General features: G+C 73.3%; 14 protein-coding genes. 7 read left to right on the forward strand and 7 right to left on the reverse strand.

What is annotated here, in order from left to right:
- Positions 1 to 157: 157 nt before the first annotated feature.
- From ACIO3P_RS31820 to ACIO3P_RS31840, 5 genes are all read left to right on the forward strand, one after another.
- Entirely contained in the window at positions 158 to 2,038 is a 1,881-nt protein-coding gene (locus ACIO3P_RS31820) for an APC family permease (protein ID WP_401787616.1), read from the forward strand.
- A 136-nt stretch (positions 2,039 to 2,174) separates the two neighbouring features.
- Positions 2,175 to 2,342, forward strand: coding sequence for a hypothetical protein (locus ACIO3P_RS31825; RefSeq protein ID WP_329826534.1), 168 nt, complete (start codon positions 2,175 to 2,177; stop codon positions 2,340 to 2,342).
- Positions 2,339 to 3,100 carry a hypothetical protein gene (locus tag ACIO3P_RS31830; RefSeq protein ID WP_401849995.1) on the forward strand — a complete coding sequence of 254 codons (762 nt, stop codon included), beginning with the start codon at positions 2,339 to 2,341 and terminating at the stop codon, positions 3,098 to 3,100. Before ACIO3P_RS31825 ends, ACIO3P_RS31830 begins: the two co-directional genes overlap by 4 nt.
- Before the next feature lie 65 nt (positions 3,101 to 3,165).
- Positions 3,166 to 4,089, forward strand: coding sequence for a DUF6895 family protein (locus ACIO3P_RS31835; protein ID WP_401849997.1), 924 nt, complete (start codon positions 3,166 to 3,168; stop codon positions 4,087 to 4,089).
- The gene (locus ACIO3P_RS31840; RefSeq protein WP_329826531.1) at positions 4,086 to 5,192 is read left to right on the forward strand and encodes a serine hydrolase domain-containing protein; all 1,107 of its coding nucleotides are present in this window, start codon (positions 4,086 to 4,088) and stop codon (positions 5,190 to 5,192) included. Before ACIO3P_RS31835 ends, ACIO3P_RS31840 begins: the two co-directional genes overlap by 4 nt.
- Positions 5,193 to 5,207: 15 nt before the next feature.
- Here the strand turns inward: ACIO3P_RS31840 and ACIO3P_RS31845 are convergent, their stop codons facing one another.
- The gene (locus ACIO3P_RS31845) at positions 5,208 to 6,578 is read right to left on the reverse strand and encodes an LCP family protein (RefSeq protein ID WP_329826530.1); all 1,371 of its coding nucleotides are present in this window, start codon (positions 6,576 to 6,578) and stop codon (positions 5,208 to 5,210) included.
- A gap of 248 nt (positions 6,579 to 6,826) precedes the next feature.
- On the opposite strand from ACIO3P_RS31845, the gene ACIO3P_RS31850 reads away from it, so the two are divergent.
- Complete coding sequence (locus ACIO3P_RS31850) at positions 6,827 to 7,294, forward strand: hypothetical protein (protein WP_329826529.1); 468 nt, start codon at positions 6,827 to 6,829, stop codon at positions 7,292 to 7,294.
- A gap of 43 nt (positions 7,295 to 7,337) precedes the next feature.
- Here ACIO3P_RS31850 and ACIO3P_RS31855 read toward each other — a convergent pair whose 3' ends face one another.
- On the reverse strand, positions 7,338 to 10,562 hold the full coding sequence (locus ACIO3P_RS31855; protein ID WP_401850197.1) for an alpha-L-rhamnosidase: 3,225 nt from the start codon (positions 10,560 to 10,562) through the stop codon (positions 7,338 to 7,340).
- 252 nt (positions 10,563 to 10,814) lie between these two features.
- Between ACIO3P_RS31855 and ACIO3P_RS31860 the strand changes: the two genes are divergently transcribed.
- Entirely contained in the window at positions 10,815 to 12,557 is a 1,743-nt protein-coding gene (locus tag ACIO3P_RS31860) for a hypothetical protein (RefSeq protein WP_401849999.1), read from the forward strand.
- An 85-nt stretch (positions 12,558 to 12,642) separates the two neighbouring features.
- Here ACIO3P_RS31860 and ACIO3P_RS31865 read toward each other — a convergent pair whose 3' ends face one another.
- The 5 genes from ACIO3P_RS31865 to ACIO3P_RS31885 all read right to left on the reverse strand — a co-directional run bounded on the left by ACIO3P_RS31865 (position 12,643) and on the right by ACIO3P_RS31885 (position 18,307).
- The gene (locus ACIO3P_RS31865) at positions 12,643 to 14,058 is read right to left on the reverse strand and encodes a GntP family transporter (RefSeq protein ID WP_329826527.1); all 1,416 of its coding nucleotides are present in this window, start codon (positions 14,056 to 14,058) and stop codon (positions 12,643 to 12,645) included.
- On the reverse strand, positions 14,055 to 14,984 hold the full coding sequence (locus tag ACIO3P_RS31870) for an NAD(P)-dependent oxidoreductase (protein ID WP_401850001.1): 930 nt from the start codon (positions 14,982 to 14,984) through the stop codon (positions 14,055 to 14,057). The genes ACIO3P_RS31865 and ACIO3P_RS31870 overlap by 4 nt, the downstream gene beginning before the upstream one ends.
- A gap of 125 nt (positions 14,985 to 15,109) precedes the next feature.
- Entirely contained in the window at positions 15,110 to 15,967 is an 858-nt protein-coding gene (locus ACIO3P_RS31875) for a ketose-bisphosphate aldolase (protein ID WP_401850003.1), read from the reverse strand.
- A complete protein-coding gene (locus tag ACIO3P_RS31880; protein ID WP_401850004.1) occupies positions 15,967 to 17,427 on the reverse strand; it encodes a four-carbon acid sugar kinase family protein in 1,461 nt (486 codons plus the stop codon). The genes ACIO3P_RS31875 and ACIO3P_RS31880 overlap by 1 nt, the downstream gene beginning before the upstream one ends.
- Positions 17,428 to 17,608: 181 nt before the next feature.
- The gene (locus ACIO3P_RS31885) at positions 17,609 to 18,307 is read right to left on the reverse strand and encodes a FadR/GntR family transcriptional regulator (RefSeq protein WP_401850005.1); all 699 of its coding nucleotides are present in this window, start codon (positions 18,305 to 18,307) and stop codon (positions 17,609 to 17,611) included.
- Between the last annotated feature and the right edge of the window lie 133 nt (positions 18,308 to 18,440).

Raw genomic sequence — 18,440 nt, forward strand, 5'->3', positions numbered from 1 at the left:
CAGCAGGTTCGTCCATGTCACCACGGTCGGCGGGCCGCCGGCGGCGGTGGCGGGCACGAGCCGTGAGGGACCGGCCGCGGCCGGCGGGTTCGGCGCCCGGCTGCGCCGGGCCGTCCTGGGCGCGCCGCTGCGGTCCACGGCGATCGTGCGGGAGCGGATGCGCAAGCTGGTGGCACTGCCGGTGCTCTCGGCGGACGCCCTGTCATCGGTGGCGTACGGCCCCGAGGCGCTGCTCGCGGTGCTGGTGCTGGGCGGCACGGCGGGGCTGGCCTACTCGGTGCCGGTGTCGCTGGCGATCGTCTTCCTGATGCTGGCCGTGGGGCTGTCGTACCGTCAGACGATCCGCGCGTACCCGCACGGCGGCGGCTCGTACATCGTCGCGACGGACAATCTGGGGCGGATCCCGGGGCTGGTGGCGGCGGCCGGGCTGATGACGGACTACATCCTCACCGTGGCGGTGTCGGTGTCGTCCGGGATGGCCGCGGTCACCTCGGCGCTCCCCGGCCTGTCCGGGGATGTGGTGCTGATCGGGGTGCTGGTCATCGCCGTACTGCTGGCGGGGAACCTGCGGGGGGTCAGACAGGCGGGCGCGCTGTTCGCTGCGCCCACGTACGCCTTCATCGCCGCCATCCTCGCGCTGGTGGCGTTCGGGCTGTACGACGCGGCGGGGCGCGGCTTCGAGCCGGTGCCGCATCCACCGCTGCACGCGGTGGAGGGGGTGGGGCTGCTGCTGGTGATGCGGGCGTTCGCGTCGGGGTCGACGGCGATGACCGGGATCGAGGCGATCTCCAACGCCGTGCCCGCGTTCAAGCCCGTCCCCTGGCGCAACGCGCGAACGACGCTGTCGTGGATGATCGGTCTGCTGATCACCCTGTTCGCCGGCACGATCGCGATGGTCCATCTGGAGGGGGTCGTCCCCCGGTCGGGCGAGACGGTGCTCTCGCAGCTCGCCCACCGCAGTTTCGGCTCCGGCGGAATGTACGTCTTCACGCAGGCGGCGACGGCGCTGGTGCTGCTGCTCGCGGCGAACACCGCCTACAACGACTTCCCCCGGGTGTTGTTCCTACTGGCGCGCGACAACCACGCGCCGCGCATCTTCCTGCGGCTGGGCGACCGACTGGCGTTCAGCAACGGGATCATCGTGCTCTCCGTGGCGGCGGCGCTCGTCTATGTGGCGTTCGACGGCGACACGGCGGCGCTGATCCCGCTGTACGCCGTGGGGGTGTTCCTCGCCTTCACCCTGTCGCAGAGCGGCATGGTGGTGCACTGGTGGCGCCGAAGGGACCGGCACTGGCGCAAGAGCCTCGGCTTCAACGCCACCGGCGCGGTGCTGTCGGCGCTCGTCTTCATCACGGCGGGCATCACCAAGTTCACCGAGGGCGCGTGGCTCGCGATCCTCACCGTCGGGGTGTTCCTGCTGGTGACGACGCGGATCCACCGTCACTACGCGCGGGTGGCCGAGGCGCTGCGGCTGCGGCCCCAGAAGATCGAGATCCCGAGCCGTACGATCGCGCCCCTGGCGGGCGGGGCGCGGGAGCCGGCGGGGAACGCGGAGGGTACGGAAGGCGGGGAAGGTACGGAGAGCACGCGGGACGCGGAGCCGGAGGAGTCCCCCGAGGAGATGCGTCATCTGTCCGTCGTGGCGCTGGACTCGCTGCACCGGGCGAGCATGCGCGCTCTGGCCTACGCCGCCTCGCTCCAGCAGCCCGTCCTCGCGCTGCACGTCAGCCCGAGCGACGAGGACGCCGAGCGGTTCCGTGCGGCATGGCTGCTGTGGGGCGACCATCTGCCGCTGCGGATCATCGTCTCTCCGTACCGAGCGATCGTCACACCACTGATCAGCTATGTGGAGTCGCTGCACCGTCAGCGCCCGGATCTGACCATCACCGTCATCATTCCGGAGCTCGTCGTACGCCATTGGTGGCACCGTGTTCTGCACAGCCGGCTGGCGGGGCGGCTGCGGCGCGCGCTCCGGCCGCTGCCGAAAATCGTGGTGACCACGGTTCCCTTCCACGTCCCTGACGGACGATCGACTTAGAACGGACATACGGAATGAAGTATCAAACTCTTGTCCCAACTGGTTGATTTGTCGATACATGCCTAAAGTTGGCTTCGGCATAGCCCACAAAGGGCGATGGCATCTACATGAGGAGCCCACCATGCTTTCTCAGACCATGAGGCCGACAGAAATCACTCTGGACACCGACGCGTTGGGTATGGCGATGGCCGAACCCGAGGCACCCCTGAGCGACGCCCCGGTGTACGCGCCGGAAGCGGGCGGCGTTCTGCTGCTGCTGGCCCTTCTGTCCCCGAAGGAGCCCAAGGAGCCGAAGGGCCGATGAGCCCCGACCGGTCGCAGACCTCCTATCAAGAATCAGCGGCCGGCCTGGCACGACGTGCCCTCGGTGCCCTTCGGGGCGCCGGGGGCACGGCCATGGTCGCCGAACACGTCGAGAGCGCACCGGACCCCGGGGCGGCGCTGGCCGCCATCAGGATCCTCGGCGCGGACGCCCTCGCCCCCGCCCTGCTCTCCGGAGCCACCGTGCACCCCCGGGACGCCGAGGCGGTCGCGCTGGCCTTCAGCGCTCTGCCGCCCGCCCGGGACGTCACCCCACCGCCGCCCGCCGGGCCCGCGAACCCCTGGCTGATGGCCTGGCGAGACTGGGGCACCGTCACCCTGCTGGCCGTGCTGTCCGACGAGACCGGCGCCAGGGTCCGCGGAACGGACGGGCGGCTCACGGCCGTTCAGCCCGCGCCTCCCCCGCCCGCCGGACCGGCCTCGGGGAACGACGACGCCTGGGCCGCCTGGTCCGTGACGATGGGACAGCTCTCCACCCTGGCCCTGCCCGGACTCGACGGACCGGTGCACGACGCGGCGCGCAGCTCCCCGCTCGGCCTGGCGCGCGGCGCGACCCGCGCCGTGCTGCGCCGGGACTACCCGACCGCCGCCCGGATCGTCCGCTGGCTCGCCTGGCTGCACAGCGTCGGGGTACGGACACCGCTCGACCCGGCGCCGCTCGTGGAGCACATCTCCCTGCTGGCGGGCGGTGACCGGCTCGCGCTGGACACCGCGATCGCCCGCAGGCTGCTCACCGTATGACTCCGGTGGCCCCGCCGCCGTCCGACCCGCACCCCGCCGAACCGCCCCGATCGGACCGAGACCCGATGGCCATGTCCGTCACACAGACCGCCCACCGCGTCAGCCTGCACGCCCTGAGCTGGCTGCACACCCATCGCGAGCACGGCGCGCTCCCGCCCGACACCACCGCCGAGCTCGCCGAGCCCAACACCGTCTACAAGCCGCTGGGCGAGACCGCGCTCGCCGCCTCGCTGGTCCTGCGGGAGGCGGTGGCCGGCAGTACGGAGCTACGGCTCGCCCGCGAGCTGCTGGACTTCACCTGGAAGCAGCTCGGCGGCGGGGACATGCTCCATGAGCGGCTGCTGCGCTATCCGCTGATGAGCGACCCGCTGGAGACGTACGCGCACTTCGCGCGCAGCGGCTACCGCCACGACGCCCTGGACCGGCTGCTCGACCACACCACCTCGCTGCGCTCGGCGCGCGCCATGGAGATGGTGCCCAACCGGCGTCTCGCCGTCGCCAACGCGGCCCGCATCAGCGGCTTCGACGGGGGCGACCGCGCCGCCGACTGGGAGCGGCTGACCCGGGAGACCTGGCTGGGCGCGCTCCCCGAGCCGTGGCTCATCGACTGGATGACCGCGTACCACATGACGCACACCGTCTTCCACATCACCGACTGGGGACGGCTGCCCGGGGACCTCCCCGACGATCTGTCCGGCTACCTCGCCCGCTGGCTGCCGGCCTGGATCGACATCTGGGCCGAGATCGGCGAATGGGACCTGGTGGCCGAGCTGATGATCGTGGGCAGTTGTCTGCCCGAGCCGCACATCGACCCGGCCGACTGGGCGCGGCTCGCCGCCGTCCAGCAGGAGGACGGGCTCCTGCCCAGGGACGGCGCTCCCGTCGAAGGCGACCCGGGGGAACGCTTCGAGACGCACCACCACACCACCGTGGTGGCGGCCGTCGCCGGCACCCTCACGGTCGCGCGCGCCCTCGGCGGCGACCGGTGACGGCACCGGCGCCGGCCGTCCGGCCCGCGGACGGCGGGGGCGAGCGCGAGCCGCCGCCCGCGCCACCGCCCGCGTGGGCGCGCGCCCCCGCCGACGCCCTCGCCCGCGCGGCCCGCGGCGCCTGCGCGGTGGTGGTCGCGCTGCGCCGGGGCGAGGAGCGGGCCGTCGTGCCGTACGGCACCACCGCGTTCGGCGGCGGCGAACCGGTCACGGCGGACACCCGGTTCGAGATCGGCTCGCTCACCAAGTGCTTCACGGCGCTGCTCCTCGCCGAGCAGGCCGCCAGGGGCGAGGTCGCCTACGGCGATCCGCTGTCCCGCTTCCTGCCGCCCGAGGCGCTGCCACAGCAGCGCGGCGCCCCCATCACCCTGCTCCATCTCGCCACGCACACCGCGGGGCTGCCCCGGCTGCCGCCCGGTCTGCTCGCCGGGGCGGCGTCCCACTGGTTCTCCAACCCGTACGCCGCGTTCTCCACCGAGGACCTGCTGCGCTCCCTCGCCAGGACCCGGCCGGGCGCCCGCCCCGGCGACCGGGTGCGGTACTCCAACTTCGGTGTGGGGCTGCTCGGCCATCTCCTCACCCGGGCCGCCCCGGACGGCCCGGAGTACGGGGAACTCCTCGCGGAGCGCGTCCTCGGCCCCCTCGGGCTGCACGGCACCGGGAGCGATCCCGGCCTCCCCCAGGCCACCGGCCACTGGCACGGCAGACCGCGCCCGTCCTGGCGGATCCCCGGCCTCCCGGGCGCGGGCGCGCTCCGCTCCAGTGCGCCCGATCTGCTGGCCCTCCTCGACGCCCTGGCGGACGGGGCGGCGCGCGGGGCGGCGGACGGGCCCCTGGGCGTGGCGCTCACGGAGGCGGTACGGCCCCGGCTCGCCCTGCGGGGCGGCACCCGGCGGCTGGCACTGGTCTGGAACATCCGTGTCCGGCCGGAGGGGGCGGCGTACCACCACTCCGGCGGCACCCGGGGCTTCACCGCCTTCGCCGGTTTCGTCCCGGAGCGGCGCACCGCCGTGGTCGCGCTGGCGAACACCACCCCGGCCGTCGACCAGGCGTTCCTCCAGCTCGCGTACACCACCTTGGTCACCCTCCACCGGCCGGGCTGACCACCGGCGCCCCGTTCATCCGACGGGCTCGGGCAGGTCCGGGCCCACGGTGAGCGTCACCGTCCCCGGGGCCGCCGGGCCGGCGGGGAGCGGTTCCATCCCGGGGAACCGCTCGGCCAGCGTCCTCGCCTGCTCCGCGAGCCCCTCGGGGTAGGTGAGGGAGGAACTCCCGGCCGGTACGGGGGCGTTGCCGGTGGCGGCGATACGGAAACCGAGCGCCCGCAGCCGGTCGGCGGTCGCGCGGGCCCGGCCGGGGACGCCGGTGCCGTTGAGGACGGTCACCGCCACGGCGCCCGCGGCCGGGGGCAGCGGCGGCGTCGCCGCCGCGAGCCGGGCGCGGGTCAGCTCCCGGTCGTGGGTGAGCGCGGTGAAGAGCGTCCGGGCGGCGGACGGGTGCCACAGGACATTGGCCGTGTCCTGTGGCACATCGCGCTGCCGGGGGTAGTTGGGCACGGTCAGGAACGAGATCCGGTCGGTGGGCAGACCCCTGAGCCCGGCGGCCAGTTCGTGCAGCGGCGCGAGGCCGGCCAGTTCGGGGTCGGTGGTGAGCGCCCCGGTGGCGGAGTCGAGGAACCGGTAGAGCGCGGTCGGCCGGTGGAGCGCGGCCTTCGCCTTGGTGGCGAGCGCCCGCATGAACTCCTGCTGACGGCCGATCCGGCCGAGGTCCGTGCCGTCGCCGAGGCTGTAGCGGGCGCGTACGTATCCGAGCGCCTGCTCGTTCCTGACCGTCTGGCAGCCCGCTTCGAGATCCAGCCGGGCCCGCGTGTCGTGGATCGGCTCCACGGGGCAGACCTCGACGCCGCCGAGGGCGTCGACCATGCCCGTGAACCCCCGGAAGTCCACGATCACGAAGTGGTCGACCCGTACCCGGGTGTTCTGTTCGACGGTTCTGATCGTGCAGGCGGCGGCCCTGGCCGTGTCGCCGCCGGAGCCGCCGATCGCGAACGCCTCGTTGATCTTGAAGTGGTGGGGGGCCGAGGTGGCGCCGCCGCCCTGGTCGCAGGCGGGGATCGGGACCCAGGAGTCACGGGGGAAGGAGACCACGGTGGCCCACCGGCCGCTGCCGCCGAGGTGCAGCAGCATCAGCGTGTCGGACTGCATCGAGGTCAGTCCGCTGCCGTAGGCGTCACCGGAGCCCGCCCGGCTGTCCGAGCCGATGACCAGGATGTTCTCACCGCCCTTGGTGGCGCGCGGCCGGTTGTCGCCGAGTGCCCCGGCCACGCCCGCGCCGTGGATGTTGCCGCTGAGCCGGGTGTAGATCCAGCCGCCCGTGGTGGCCGCGCCCAGGACGACGAGCGCCGCCGCCAGCGCGAACCAGCGGCCGATCCGGCGGCGGGGGCGCGGGGCCGGCAGGGTCCACACCAGGCTCTTGTCGCTCGGGTTCACTGCGTCAGACTCCTCACTGCGTCACTGCGGTGTCGCCGCGTCAGCGCGTCGCCGCGCGGACCGGCCATCAGGTCAACAGCGGAGCGGGCCCGCTGGGCACGGCCATCGCGTACGTACCTCGGCGGGACGGGAACTGTCCGCGGGCCGGTACGCCGGACGGCTCCGCCCCGGTGGCCCGGCGGCGGGGCGTGCCGTGTAGTGGGAGGTGCCGTGCGGGGAGGTGCGGACGGCCGAGCCCGGGAGGAACGATGTCCTCAAGCCAGTTCACCGCGCCCCCGCGTCCGCGGCGGACCCTGCGTCTGCTGCGCGTCGTGGCCAGGCTGCTGGCCGCGGCCGGGCTGGCGGTGGACGCGTATCTGCACGCGCGTCTCGCGGACCGGTACGACACCGTCTCCGCCGGTATCAGCCAGGGCGACCTGTTCCGCGTCGAGGCCGGGCTGGCGGCGCTCGCGGCGCTGCTGGTGCTGGTCTGGCGCCGGGTGCCCGGCGATGTCTTCGCCTGGCTGGTCGCGGCGGGCGGCCTGGCGCTCCTGCTGGTGTACCGCTACATCGACGTGGGTGGGCTGGGGCCGTTCCCCAACATGTACGAGCCCGTCTGGTTCGGCGAGAAGCGGCTGACGGTCGTCGCGGAGGCCGTCGCCGTGCTCGCCACCGTCTTTCTGCTGTGCACCTATCCGCGGGGCGGCGCCCACGCGCGCCACGACCGCCTCCGGTGAAGGCCGGCCCTTCCGTCCCGGGAAGGGCCGGCCTCCGTACGTCTCAGCTCGTGAAGTGGTGGCTGCCCGGTCCCGCGGCGTAGACCGCGCAGCCGTCCGCCGTCCGCAGGAAGCGGGTCTCCCCGTGGCGGACGCGCGCCACGTCCGTGGTGGGGATCCAGACCTCGGCGGTGGTGTTGGCCGGCAGGGTGACCGAGAGCCGGAAGCCGCCGGCACCCGTCTTCCAGCGGGTGGTGACCGGTCCGTAGAGGGAGTCGAAGCGTCCGCTCGCCTCCGTCACCCCGCCGCCGGGACGCGGCCGGACGATGATCTTCCGGAAACCCGGGGCGCCCGGTGCGATGCCCGCGATGTGCGCGTACATCCACTCCCCCACCGAGCCGTACGCGTAGTGGTTGAAGGAGTTCATGCCGGCGTCCTGGAAGGTGCCGTCGGGCCGGATCGAGTCCCAGCGCTCCCACATCGTCGTGGCGCCCTGGTCGATCTGGTACCCCCAACTGGGGAAGGTCCGCTGGAGCAGCAGCCGGTACGCGACGTCGATGTGCCCGGTGTCGGTGAGCACGGGCAGCAGCCGCGGGGTGCCGAGGAACCCCGTCGACAGGTGCCAGCCCTTGGCCTCGATGAGCTGGACCAGCCGGTCCGCGGCGGGCGCGCGGTCGGCGTCGGCCAGCAGGTCCATGGAGAGGGCCAGGACGTACGCGGTCTGGGTGTCGCCCTTGATCCGCCCGTTCGCGGAGACGTACGCGGCGCGGAAGGCGTCACGGACCGCGCCGAACAGGGTGGTGTACGGCTCCGGGTCCTTGCCCAGGACCGCGGCGATCCGTGCGACGAGGTCGGCGCTGTGGGCGAAGTAGGCGGTGCCGATGACGTCCCTGGGCGTCTCGTCCTCGATGTTGAGCCAGTCCCCGAACCCCTCGTCGGGGCGGAGGAGTCCGCTGCTGTGCCCCTTCAGGTAGTCGAGCCAGGCGAGCATCGGCGCCCAGGACTCCTCCAGGACTCGGGTGTCCCCGTACGCCTGGTAGAGCGCCCAGGGCACGGTGACCCCGGCGTCCCCCCAGCCCGCCACCCCCGCGCCGACGTTCTCCGCGCCGACGTCCGGCGCGACATTGGTGAACGCGCCGTCGGCATGCTGGCCGTCGCGCAGGTCGCCCAGCCACTTGGTGAGGAAGCGCGCCGACTCCATGGTGTAGGCGGCGGTGGGGGCGAAGACGTTGATGTCGCCGGTCCAGCCGAGCCGTTCGTCGCGTGCGGGGGTGTCGGTGGGTACGGAGAGGAAGTTGCCGCGCTGTCCCCAGGTGATGTTGCTGTGCAGTTGGTTGAGGAGGGGGACGTCCGTCCTGAAGTCCATGGTGAACGGCGCGGCGGTGTGGATGACCTGTCCCACGACCGCGTCGGGGGACGGCTTGCCCTGGACGCCCGTCACCTCGACGTAGCGGAAGCCGTGGAAGGTGAAGCGCGGCTCGTACGTCTCCGTGCCGCCGCCCTTGAGGGTGTACGTGTCGGTGGCGCGGGCGGTGCGCAGATTGGTGGTGTAGAGGGTGCCGTCGGGGTTCAGGACCTCGGCGTGGCGCAGCCGTACGGTGGTTCCCGCGGCGCCGGAGACGGTCAGCCGGACCGTGCCGACCATGTTCTGGCCGAGGTCGAAGACGAAGACGCCCGGCTTGGGCTCGGTGACCTTCTCGGCGCGGAGTTCGGTCTCCACCCGTGAGGGGGCGTCGATCTGGGCGACCAGCTCGGCGGGGGCGTCGTCGGCGGTGTCGACGGGCAGCCACCCCGTCGTGTCGAACCCCGGGCGCGTCCAGCCGTCGGTCTCCAGCCGGGCGTCGTACGCCTCGCCCATCACCAGATCGGCGGAGGTGACCGGCCCGGTGGCCGCGCGCCAGTCGGTGTCCGAGACCACCCGCTCGGTGGTGCCGTCGGTGTAGGTGACCTCCAACTGGGTGAGCAGGGCGGGGCGTTCGCCGTAGTTGTGCGTGCCGAACCAGGCGATGTTCCCGGCGTACCAGCCGGCCGCGACGGTGACGCCGAGCGCGTTGGCGCCGGGGCCGACCAGGGCGGTGACGTCGTACGTCTGGTACTGGGCCCGCTTGCCGTAGTCGGTCCAGCCGGGCGCGAGCCGGTCCTCGCCGACGCGCTCGCCGTTGAGGTGGGCCTCGTACAGGCCGAGGGCCGTGGCGTAGAGGCGGGCCCGCGCGACCTTCTTGCGCGGCAGCCGGAAGGCGCGGCGCAGTTGGGCGGCGGGCGCGTACGCGACGCTGACCTCGCCCCAGGGTCCTGATCCCCACGGGGCGAGGACCCGGGCGGCGAGCCAGGAGGCGTCGTCGTAGCCGGTGGACGTCCAGTCGGCGGAGGGCTGCCGGTCGGTGGTGCGCCAGGTGGCGTCGGTGGGCAGGACGCGTACGCCATCGGCGGTGGTCAGCTCCAGCAGGCCGAGCAGACCGGCGGGGCTCTCCGTCGCGTTGACGGCCGACACGGCGATCACATTGGCGCCGGGGCGCAGCGCGTCCGCCACCTCGACGACGAAGGGGCGGCGCCAGTTCTCGGCGGGGCCGTCGGCGTCGGTGTGCGCGACCTGTACGCCGTTCACCAGGGCGGTGCAGCCGTCGTCGGCGGTCAGGACGAGGCGGGCGCGGGTGACGCCCTCGGGGACGTCGATCCGGGTACGGAACCAGCGGGTGGCCGCGGGGACGTTGCCGCCGGGGACGCCCTCGGGGAACCAGATCCAGGAGGCGCCGTTGAGCGCGGGGGCGCCGACCAGCGCGGCGGGCGCGCCGATCCAGCGCGCCGACCAGTCCGAGGGTGCGAGGAGTCCGGTCTCCCACCAGGAGGGGGTGGTCCACTCGGAGGGGGATCCTTCGGCACCCCAGACGCGCACGGTCCAGTGGTAGCGGGTGCGCGAGGCGAGCGCCGGGCCCGCGTACGGCACCAGGACGGATTCCGCCGAGACCACCTTGCCGCTGTCCCAGACGTCGGGCCGGCCCAGGCGTCGCGGGGAGGTGGCGACCCGTATCTGGTAGGCCGTCTGCCGCTGGCCGGGGCGGGCGGACACGAAGGGCCAACTCAGCCTGGGACGCGGGGTGTCGAGGCCCAGCGGCTGCCGTACGTACTCGACGGTCGGCGCGGTCACCCGCAGGGCCGCCGCCGCGGCCCCCGTCGTCCCCGCGGCGGGGGTGGTGGCGGTGGCGGCCCGGGCGACGGGAAGGGGCCCGGCGGCCAGGGTGGTGCCCAGGACGGTTGCGGTGGTTCCGAGCAGTCGTCTTCTGCTGATCACCATGCGGCTCCGATACGACTCGGCAATGAATCGTTTCACTTGCCCCGTGAAAGTAGGGAGCCCCGTGGGGCCTGTCAAGAGTCGTGTGGTGAAGGAGCAAGCGGGCAACGGCAGTTGTTCCGGGCGGCCTACGAGGTTTCGCCCCAGGTCATGGGCGTGCGTGCGAGGGCCCACGACGGGGCAAACATGGTCGGGAGGGGCACTATGATGCGGGTCCGCATCGGGTGTGTTCGACGACTGGGGGGAGTCGCGATGTCTTGGGACGAGCAGCGCGGAAGCGGAGAATCCGGCAGAGCCGGCGGGTTCGGCGGGCCGGGCGGGAGCGGTGGGGCCACGGGTCCCGGTGAGTTCGGCAGGCCCGAGGAACCCGGCGGTCTCGGTGGGCACGGCGGGGCCGGTGGCTTCGGCGGTGCGGGCGGCTACGGCGGGCCCGGTGGCTACGGCGGTGCGGGCGGCTTCACGGTGCCTCCGCCGCCGCCCGCACCGCCCGCCGTACCGCGGGGACCGGCCGACCCGCTGCGCGCCGTGGCGGTGGGACTGCTCAACCTGAGTGGTCTCGGGCTCGGTTACGCCCTGGTGCGCCACTGGCTCGCGATGGCCGTCTGCTGGGTGGCGACCGGCGCCCTGCTGCTGATCGCCCTGCCCGCGGACCCGGACGGCGTCTCCGGCGGCGTGGTCACCGCGTATCTGCTCTTCCTGGCGCTCGCGGCCGTGCACGGCGCCGCCCGTGGGCTGCGCACCCCACTGGCCTGGCCGCCGCGGGCGCCCGTCGCCCTCGCGCTCGCCCTGGTGCTGCTCGCCGCGCCCGTCGGCGGTGTGGTGCTGTACGACCGGGCGCGCGAGGAGGCCACGCAGAAGCTGCTGCTGGAGCGGCTCGGCGAGGCCGACCAACTGGTCGAGAGCGCGCGGATCGAGCCGTTCGCCACGGCCGAGCCCTCCTTCACGGAGGCGCTCGCCACCTACCGGGCCCTCCAGCGGGACCACCCGGACTCCCGGGCCGCGGGGCGCGTCCCGAGCAGGCTGACCGCGTACTACGAGGCGGTGGGGACCCCGTACGGGGAGAAGGACTACTGCGGTGCGATAGAGCCGCTGAAGTATCTGCGGACGGTCCCGGGCACGATGGACAAGAAGCAGCTCGGCCCGCTGGTCACCTGGCCCGACGACCGGCTCGCCACCTCGCTGTACGAGTGCGGGGTCGGCGACCTGGGCAAGAGCACCGCCGTCACCCAGGACGGCGGCAACCTCGCCGAACTGCTCACCACCTTCCCGAAGTCCGGCCAGGCCGCGAAGGTCGAGCCGGCCGTCCGCACCACGATCGAGACGACCGCCAAGGGGCTCAAGGGCTCCAGTCCCTGCACGGTCACCGAGGAGCTGCGTACGCTCAGGGCGCAGGCGGCGTCGCTGCCCGGGCAGCAGGCGGGCGTGGCCGACGCGCTCACCGAGGACACCGGGAAGGCGGACGCGCACATCCGGTCCGGTACGTACGCGTGCGGTGTCGATCAGTACAAGGACGGCGACTTCGACACGGCGCTGACCACCATGAACGACTTCCTGACCACGTACAAGAACGACAGGAACCGGGCGCGCGCCGAGAAGATCGCCATCGCCGCGGAGATCGCCCAGGACGAACCGGCCGCGGGCAAGCGGCTGCCCACGACGGCCTCCGGTGGCTCCATCTCGGTCACGATCAAGAACGACAGCCCCGACGAGGTCGAGGTCCTGTACACCGGCCCGGTCACCGGCAGTGTCACCCTCAAGGGCTGCGGAAGCTGCTCGCGGTACTCCACCGCGGTCACCGCCTCGCTCACCGCCTGCAAGGGCAACAAGAACTACCCGCAGAAGACCATCAGCCTCCCGGCCGGCACCACGTACTTCCTGCACAAGTCCAGGAGCAGCACGGCCGCATCCTCCGGCGCCGACACCGCGAAGATCCAGTCCGGCTACATCTACACGGAGTGCGCGTACGTCGTGGAAGGTCTCGGAACCGGGTTCTAGGAGCGGGGTTCCAGGAGCGGGTGTACGGAGGGGGCGGGGCCCGCCGGTCGACGGCCGGGCCCCGCCCCATGAGGTCCGCCGCCGGTCAGACGACCAGCCAGAGCAGGCCGGTCAGGGCGAAGCCGATCACACCCATCACCGTGGTCAGCACGGTCCAGGTGCGCAGACCGTCCGCGACGTCCAGGCCCGCCAGCTTGGTGAACATCCAGTAGCCGGCGTCGTTGATGTGCGACACGGCCAGGGCTCCGGCGCCCATCGCCAGGCAGACCAGGGCCAGTTGCTGCGCCGACAGGTCGGTGCGCTGGAGCAGCGGGGTGATCAGGCCGGCCGTCGCGACCAGCGCGACGGTCGCGGAGCCCTGTACGGCACGCAGCAGCAGTGTCATCACGAACGCCAGGGCCAGCAGCGGCAGTCCGGTGCGGTCCAGGATGTCGGCCACGGCGTCGCCGATGCCCGTCTTCACCAGGACCTTGCCGAACACACCGCCCGCGCCCGCCACCAGGATCACCATCGCGACACCCGGCAGCGCCGAGCCCATCACGGTGGATATCTGGCCGCGCGACCAGCCGCGCCGTACCCCCAGGAAGTACGCGGCCAGCCCGGCGGCGATCAGCAGGGCGACCATCGGGGCGCCCAGTACGGTCAGGACGGCGCGGGCGACGGAGCCCTCGGCGAGGGTGTTGGTGCCGATGGTGCCGAGCAGGATGAGGGCGATCGGTGTGACGATCAGGCTCACGACCATGGCGAAGGACGGCGGGGCCGGGGTGGCCTCCCCGGGCTTCCCGCCGGGCGCCGAGGGGGACTCCGGCAGCCCTTCGGCCGTCTCCGCGGCGGCCTCGCCGCCCCCGTCGCCGTACACCTTCTCGTGCACGTCGGCGGCGAGGGTGTACTCACGCCGGGTCATGCGCCGGGCGAGCAGATATCCGAGGAGGATGACGACCGCCGTCAGCGGGAGGCCGAAGAGCAGGACCCAGCCCTGGTCGGCGCCGATCGTGGAGGCCGCGGCGACCGCGCCCGGGTGCGGCGGCAGGAAGGCGTGGACGGTGAGCATCGCCGCGCTCATCGGCAGGGCGTAGACGAGCAGCGGCTTGCGGGCGGCGCGGGCCACGCCGTACGCGATCGGCATCAGGATGATCAGGCCGACCTCGAAGAAGACCGGGATGCCGAGCAGGAATCCGGCCACGGTCAGCGCGAGCGGCGTGCGTTTCTCACCGAAGCGCTCGATCAGTGAGTGCGCCAAGGAGGCGGCGCCGCCCGAGAGTTCGACGATCCGGCCGATCATCGCGCCGAGGGCGATGATGGTGGCGATATGGCCGAGTGTCGACCCCATGCCCTCTTCGATGGTGGCCACGAGGTCCGCCGCGGGCACGCCCGCCGCGAGCGCCACGCCGATGGACACGACCATGAGCGCGACGAACGGCTGCACCTTGACCTTGATGATCAGCAGAAGCAGCAGGGCGACGCCCGCCGCGGCGATCAGCAGGAGGGTGTTGTGGCTCACCGGTCCTCACCGTCCACCGGCGAGAGCACGGTGACGATGGACGAGTCGTCGCGGCCGGCCAGCCCCGCGCGCTCGCCCAGCAGGTAGAGCTGTTCGGCGGCGGAGGCCAGCGGCACCGGCACATGCGCGTTCTTCGCGATGCCGGTCACGATCCCCATGTCCTTGACGAAGATGTCGAGCCGGGAGCGCACCTCGACGGCCTCCGCGTCGTCCCCGTACGCCTGCGCCATGCGGGGGCCCCGGTCGGCGAACATGAACGAGCCCGCCGCGCCCTGGCTGAGGCTGTCGATCACGGTCCGCGGGTCGAGGCCGAGTCCGCGCGCGAGCGCCACGGCCTCGGCGGCGGCGGCGATGTGCACACCCGCGAGGAGCTGGTTGATCGCCTTGAGCGCCTGGCCGTCGCCGGGGTGGCCGCCGATCACGGTGAGCGTCGAGGCGAGCCGGTCCAGGACGGGGCGGGCCGTCTCCAGGGCGGCGGGCTCGGCGCCGACGACGATGAGCAGATCGCCGGTCCCGGCGCGGGTCGGGCCCCCGCTGACGGGCGCGTCCACGAGGAGCGCGTCGTGCCCGGCGAGCGCGGCGGCGGTCGCGCGGGCCGCGTCCGGGCCGACGGTGCTGGTGAGGATGACGACGGTGCCGGGGCGCACGGTCCGTACGACCCCGTCCTCGCCGAACAGGGCGCTGTCGACCTGCGCCTGGTCCCGTACGGCGAGCAGGACGACATCGGCGTCGCGGGCGGCGTCGGCGGGGGTGGCCGCCTCCGCCGCGCCTTCGGCGACGGCCAGGGCGCGCCGTTCCGCGGAGATGTCGAAGACGGTGACGGGCAGCGCGCCGGCCAGGTGCCTGGCCATCGGCAGGCCCATGGCGCCCAGGCCGATGACGGCGGTACGCGGGGAGGTGGCGGGGGTGTGGTCGGACAGGGGCATGCGGGTTCCTTGGAGGTGTGGCGGGGTGGTGTGTTCTCGGCCGTCGGGCCCGGAGGTGGCTGACGTACCGTCAGCTCCGGTGTGCGAGCTGCTGTACCGTCAGCTCCGGTGTGTGCGCGGCCTGTTCAGGACGGGGTGGCGCCGGGTGCGAGCGTTTCGGTGATGCGCGACGCGGTGGCCGCCACCGCGTCGCGGCCCGCCGTCCAGATGGCGACGGTGTCCGCGCCGGGCAGGGCTTCGGGGAGGGCCCCGGCGACGGCGGCCAGGTAGGCGCGGCGCAGTTCCGCGTTGACGTTGACCTTCGCGACGCCGCGCCGCACCGCCCCGAGGAGCTGTTCCCCGGGCAGTCCGCTCGCGCCGTGCAGGACGAGGGGTACGGGAACCAGGGCGTGGATGCGTTCCAGCCGGTCCAGGTCGAGACGGACCGGGTCCGCGGTGAAGCCGTGGACGTTGCCGACCGCGACGGCGAGCGCGTCGACACCGGTGGCGGCGGTGAACTCGGCGGCCTGTTCCGGGTCGGTCATCGAGCCGCCGGCCGCGGTGGCGCCCGTCGACACGTCCTCGTCGCCCGCGAGGGCGCCGAGTTCGGCCTCGACCCAGACGCCCGCGTCGTGGGCGCGCCGTACCGCCTCGCGGGTGAGCGCGACGTTCTCCGCGAAGGGCAGGTGCGAGCCGTCGACCATGACGGAGGTGTATCCGGCGTCGACGCAGGCGGCGATCTCGTCCAGGTCCCTGCTGTGGTCGAGGTGGACGCCGAGCGCGGCCGTCGAGCGGCGGGCGGCGTCCAGCGCGAGGTTCATCAGCGCCGTACGCCCGGTGTGCCGGAAGGCACTGGCGCCCGCCTGGAGCAGGACCGGCCGTCCGGATGTCTCGGCCGCGGCCACGATGCCCTGGACCGTTTCGAGGTTGTAGGCGACGAAGCCGGGTATCGCGGTGCCCTCGCGGGCGGCGGCGGTCAGCGCCTCGGTTCCGCGCAGCAGCATCATCGGCTCCTGAGCAGGGCGACGGCGTCGGCGAGGGCGTCCTCGTCCCCGACGTTCCCGGCGAACACGATGTACGGGATGCCCACGTTCGGCCCCGACACCGGCTCCCACAGCGAGACGATGCCGGGCAGCAGGGTCCCGCGCGCCCACGCGTGGCGGATCTCCAGGCCCTCGGTCGCGATGTCGCTGGAGGTGATGCCGCCCTTGGCGACGACGAAGGCGGGCCGCCGTTCCGCGGTGATCGCGCGGACGGTCTCGACCAGGGCCGCGGACACACTGCGCGCGATGGCGAGCGAGTCGTCGGCGTCGGTGCCCGTGACGAGGGAGCGGGTGGTACGGAGCACCACCTCGCCGGTGTCGAGCGCCGTGGCGCAGGCGCCCGCCACCTCGGCGATGTGCGCGGCGCGCCGCTTCTCGTCGAGCAGGGCGGGCACGTCGAGTTCGAACTCGACCAGGCCGCCGCGCTCCCGCAGCCGGTCCAACTGGCGTGTGGTGAGGCCGACATGGGAGCCGACGGCGATCAGCCCGTGCGACGAGGCGCGCCGGTCGGCGCCCCGCGTCGCGGTGTCCGCGGCCCCCGCCGGGTCCTCCGGCCGGCCGAAGGACCTCAACTGCTCGGCGGTGAGCGGGGCGTGGGCGGCCTGCCCGGCCCTGGCGCGGACGAAGGAGGGGCCGACGCGGTACAGCAGCCGGGCACCGGCCTCCTCGGCGGCGGCCGAGGCGAGCGCCAGGACCCGCAGGTCGTCGTCGCGGAGCGCGTCCGCCACGGCGGGGCGCCCGTCCTTCAACGAGGCGAGCAGGGAGGCGACATGCTCGGGTCCGCGCAGCCGCAGGTCGTCCAGGGTGATGCGCAGGACGTCGCCCGCGGGGATCCGCCCGCCGGTCTTCTCCTCGATCCACTCCGGGAGCGCGGAGTGGGTGTAGCCGAAGGTCGCGTCCTTGGCGAACTCGCTCTCGGCCACGGGCAGCATGCCCTGCGCCGTACGCATCCAGTGCACCGAACCGGCGGTGAGCCGGCCCGCCTCGATGTACGCGGGGACGAGGACGACCCCGTCCACCGGCACCTCCTGCGCCAGGACGTCGGTCTCCAGCGGGAAGTGTCCGCGCAGGGTGGAGTCGCCGCGGCTGGCCAGGACGTACCCGACCCCCTCGGCCTCCGACGCCTGCGCGAGGGCCCGTACGATCTCCCGGTTGCGGGCCGCCGCGGCGTCCGGCGCCAGGCTGCGGGTGTTGGTGAGGACGAAGAACGCCGCGCTGTCCTGGCGCAGCGCCCACCGCAGGTCCTCGACCGTCCAGGCGGTGAGGACGGGGACGTCGGCGACGGTCTGGGTGCCGGTCGGGTCGTCGTCCAGCACAACGAGACGGCGACCGCCCGCGACGGCAGCGGCGACCTCGGCGGCGGCGACCTCGCGGACCGGCGGCAGTTCGGCCGCCTCGGGGAAACGCAGGGTGTGGGGCATGTGCGGCTCTGCTTTCGTGATGCGTGGACATGCGGACATGCGGCGGCGCGCGCCTCGGGACGGCGCGGAGGGGCGTGAACGTGGAGGGGTGTGAGCGCCGTGATGTGCGGGCTCGGGGATGCGGCGCGGGGTGCGACGCGGGATGCGGTTCAGGCCCCGCGGACCGGTCGCGCGGGTCGGTTCAGTCGCGCGGGTCGATGACGTGGGCCCGCAGGTCGTCCGCGGTCTGCTCCATGTGGTCGTCCATGGCCAGTCGCGCCTCCTCCGGATCGCCGGCGCGCAGGGCGGCCAGCACGCTTTCGTGGTGGCGGACGGCGTTCGCACGGATCTGGGGCACGGCCGAGGTCTGGCGGCGTCCCTCGACCAGCAGCCGTCCGAAGGGCTCGAAGAGCAGCGGCACGAAGGCGTTGCCGGAGGCGCGCATCACCACTTCGTGGAAGGCGATGTCGGCCTGGACGAACTGCTCGGTGTCGCCGTCCGCCGCTGCGGTCCGCATCTCGTCGAGCGTCTCCTCCAGCTCGGCGAGGTCCTCGTCCGTGCGGCGGGTCGCGGCGAGCAGGGCGGCGCCGGTCTCGATCATCCGGCGCGCCTCGATCAGCTTCTCCGAGACGGCCCCGCCCGCGGGGGTCCCGGCGGCGGCGCGGATCATCGGTTCGAGCGCGGTCCACTGGTCGGGTGTGTTGACGTACGTACCGCGTCCGCGCTGGATACGGACGATGTTCTGCGACCGCAGGACCTTCACCGCCTCGCGGACCGTGAGCCGGCTGACGGCGTGCTGGTCGGCGAGCACCCCCTCGGCGGGCAGGGCGGTACCCGGCGGATACTGGCCGTCGATGATGGAGGACAGCACACGTTCGGCGATCTCGTCGGACAGCGGCATTGCTGTCGACCTCCTTGCGGGTTATTCCTGAGACATCAGACGTCTGATGTCTTCGAGTGAAACTAAGCGGGTCGTTTCGCGGACGTCAAGACCTCCGGCCGAAAAAGAGTGCGGAAACGGGAGCGGACGCGGC

This window comes from Streptomyces sp. NPDC087310 (assembly GCF_044744405.1).
Classification (GTDB): Bacteria; Actinomycetota; Actinomycetes; order Streptomycetales; family Streptomycetaceae; genus Streptomyces.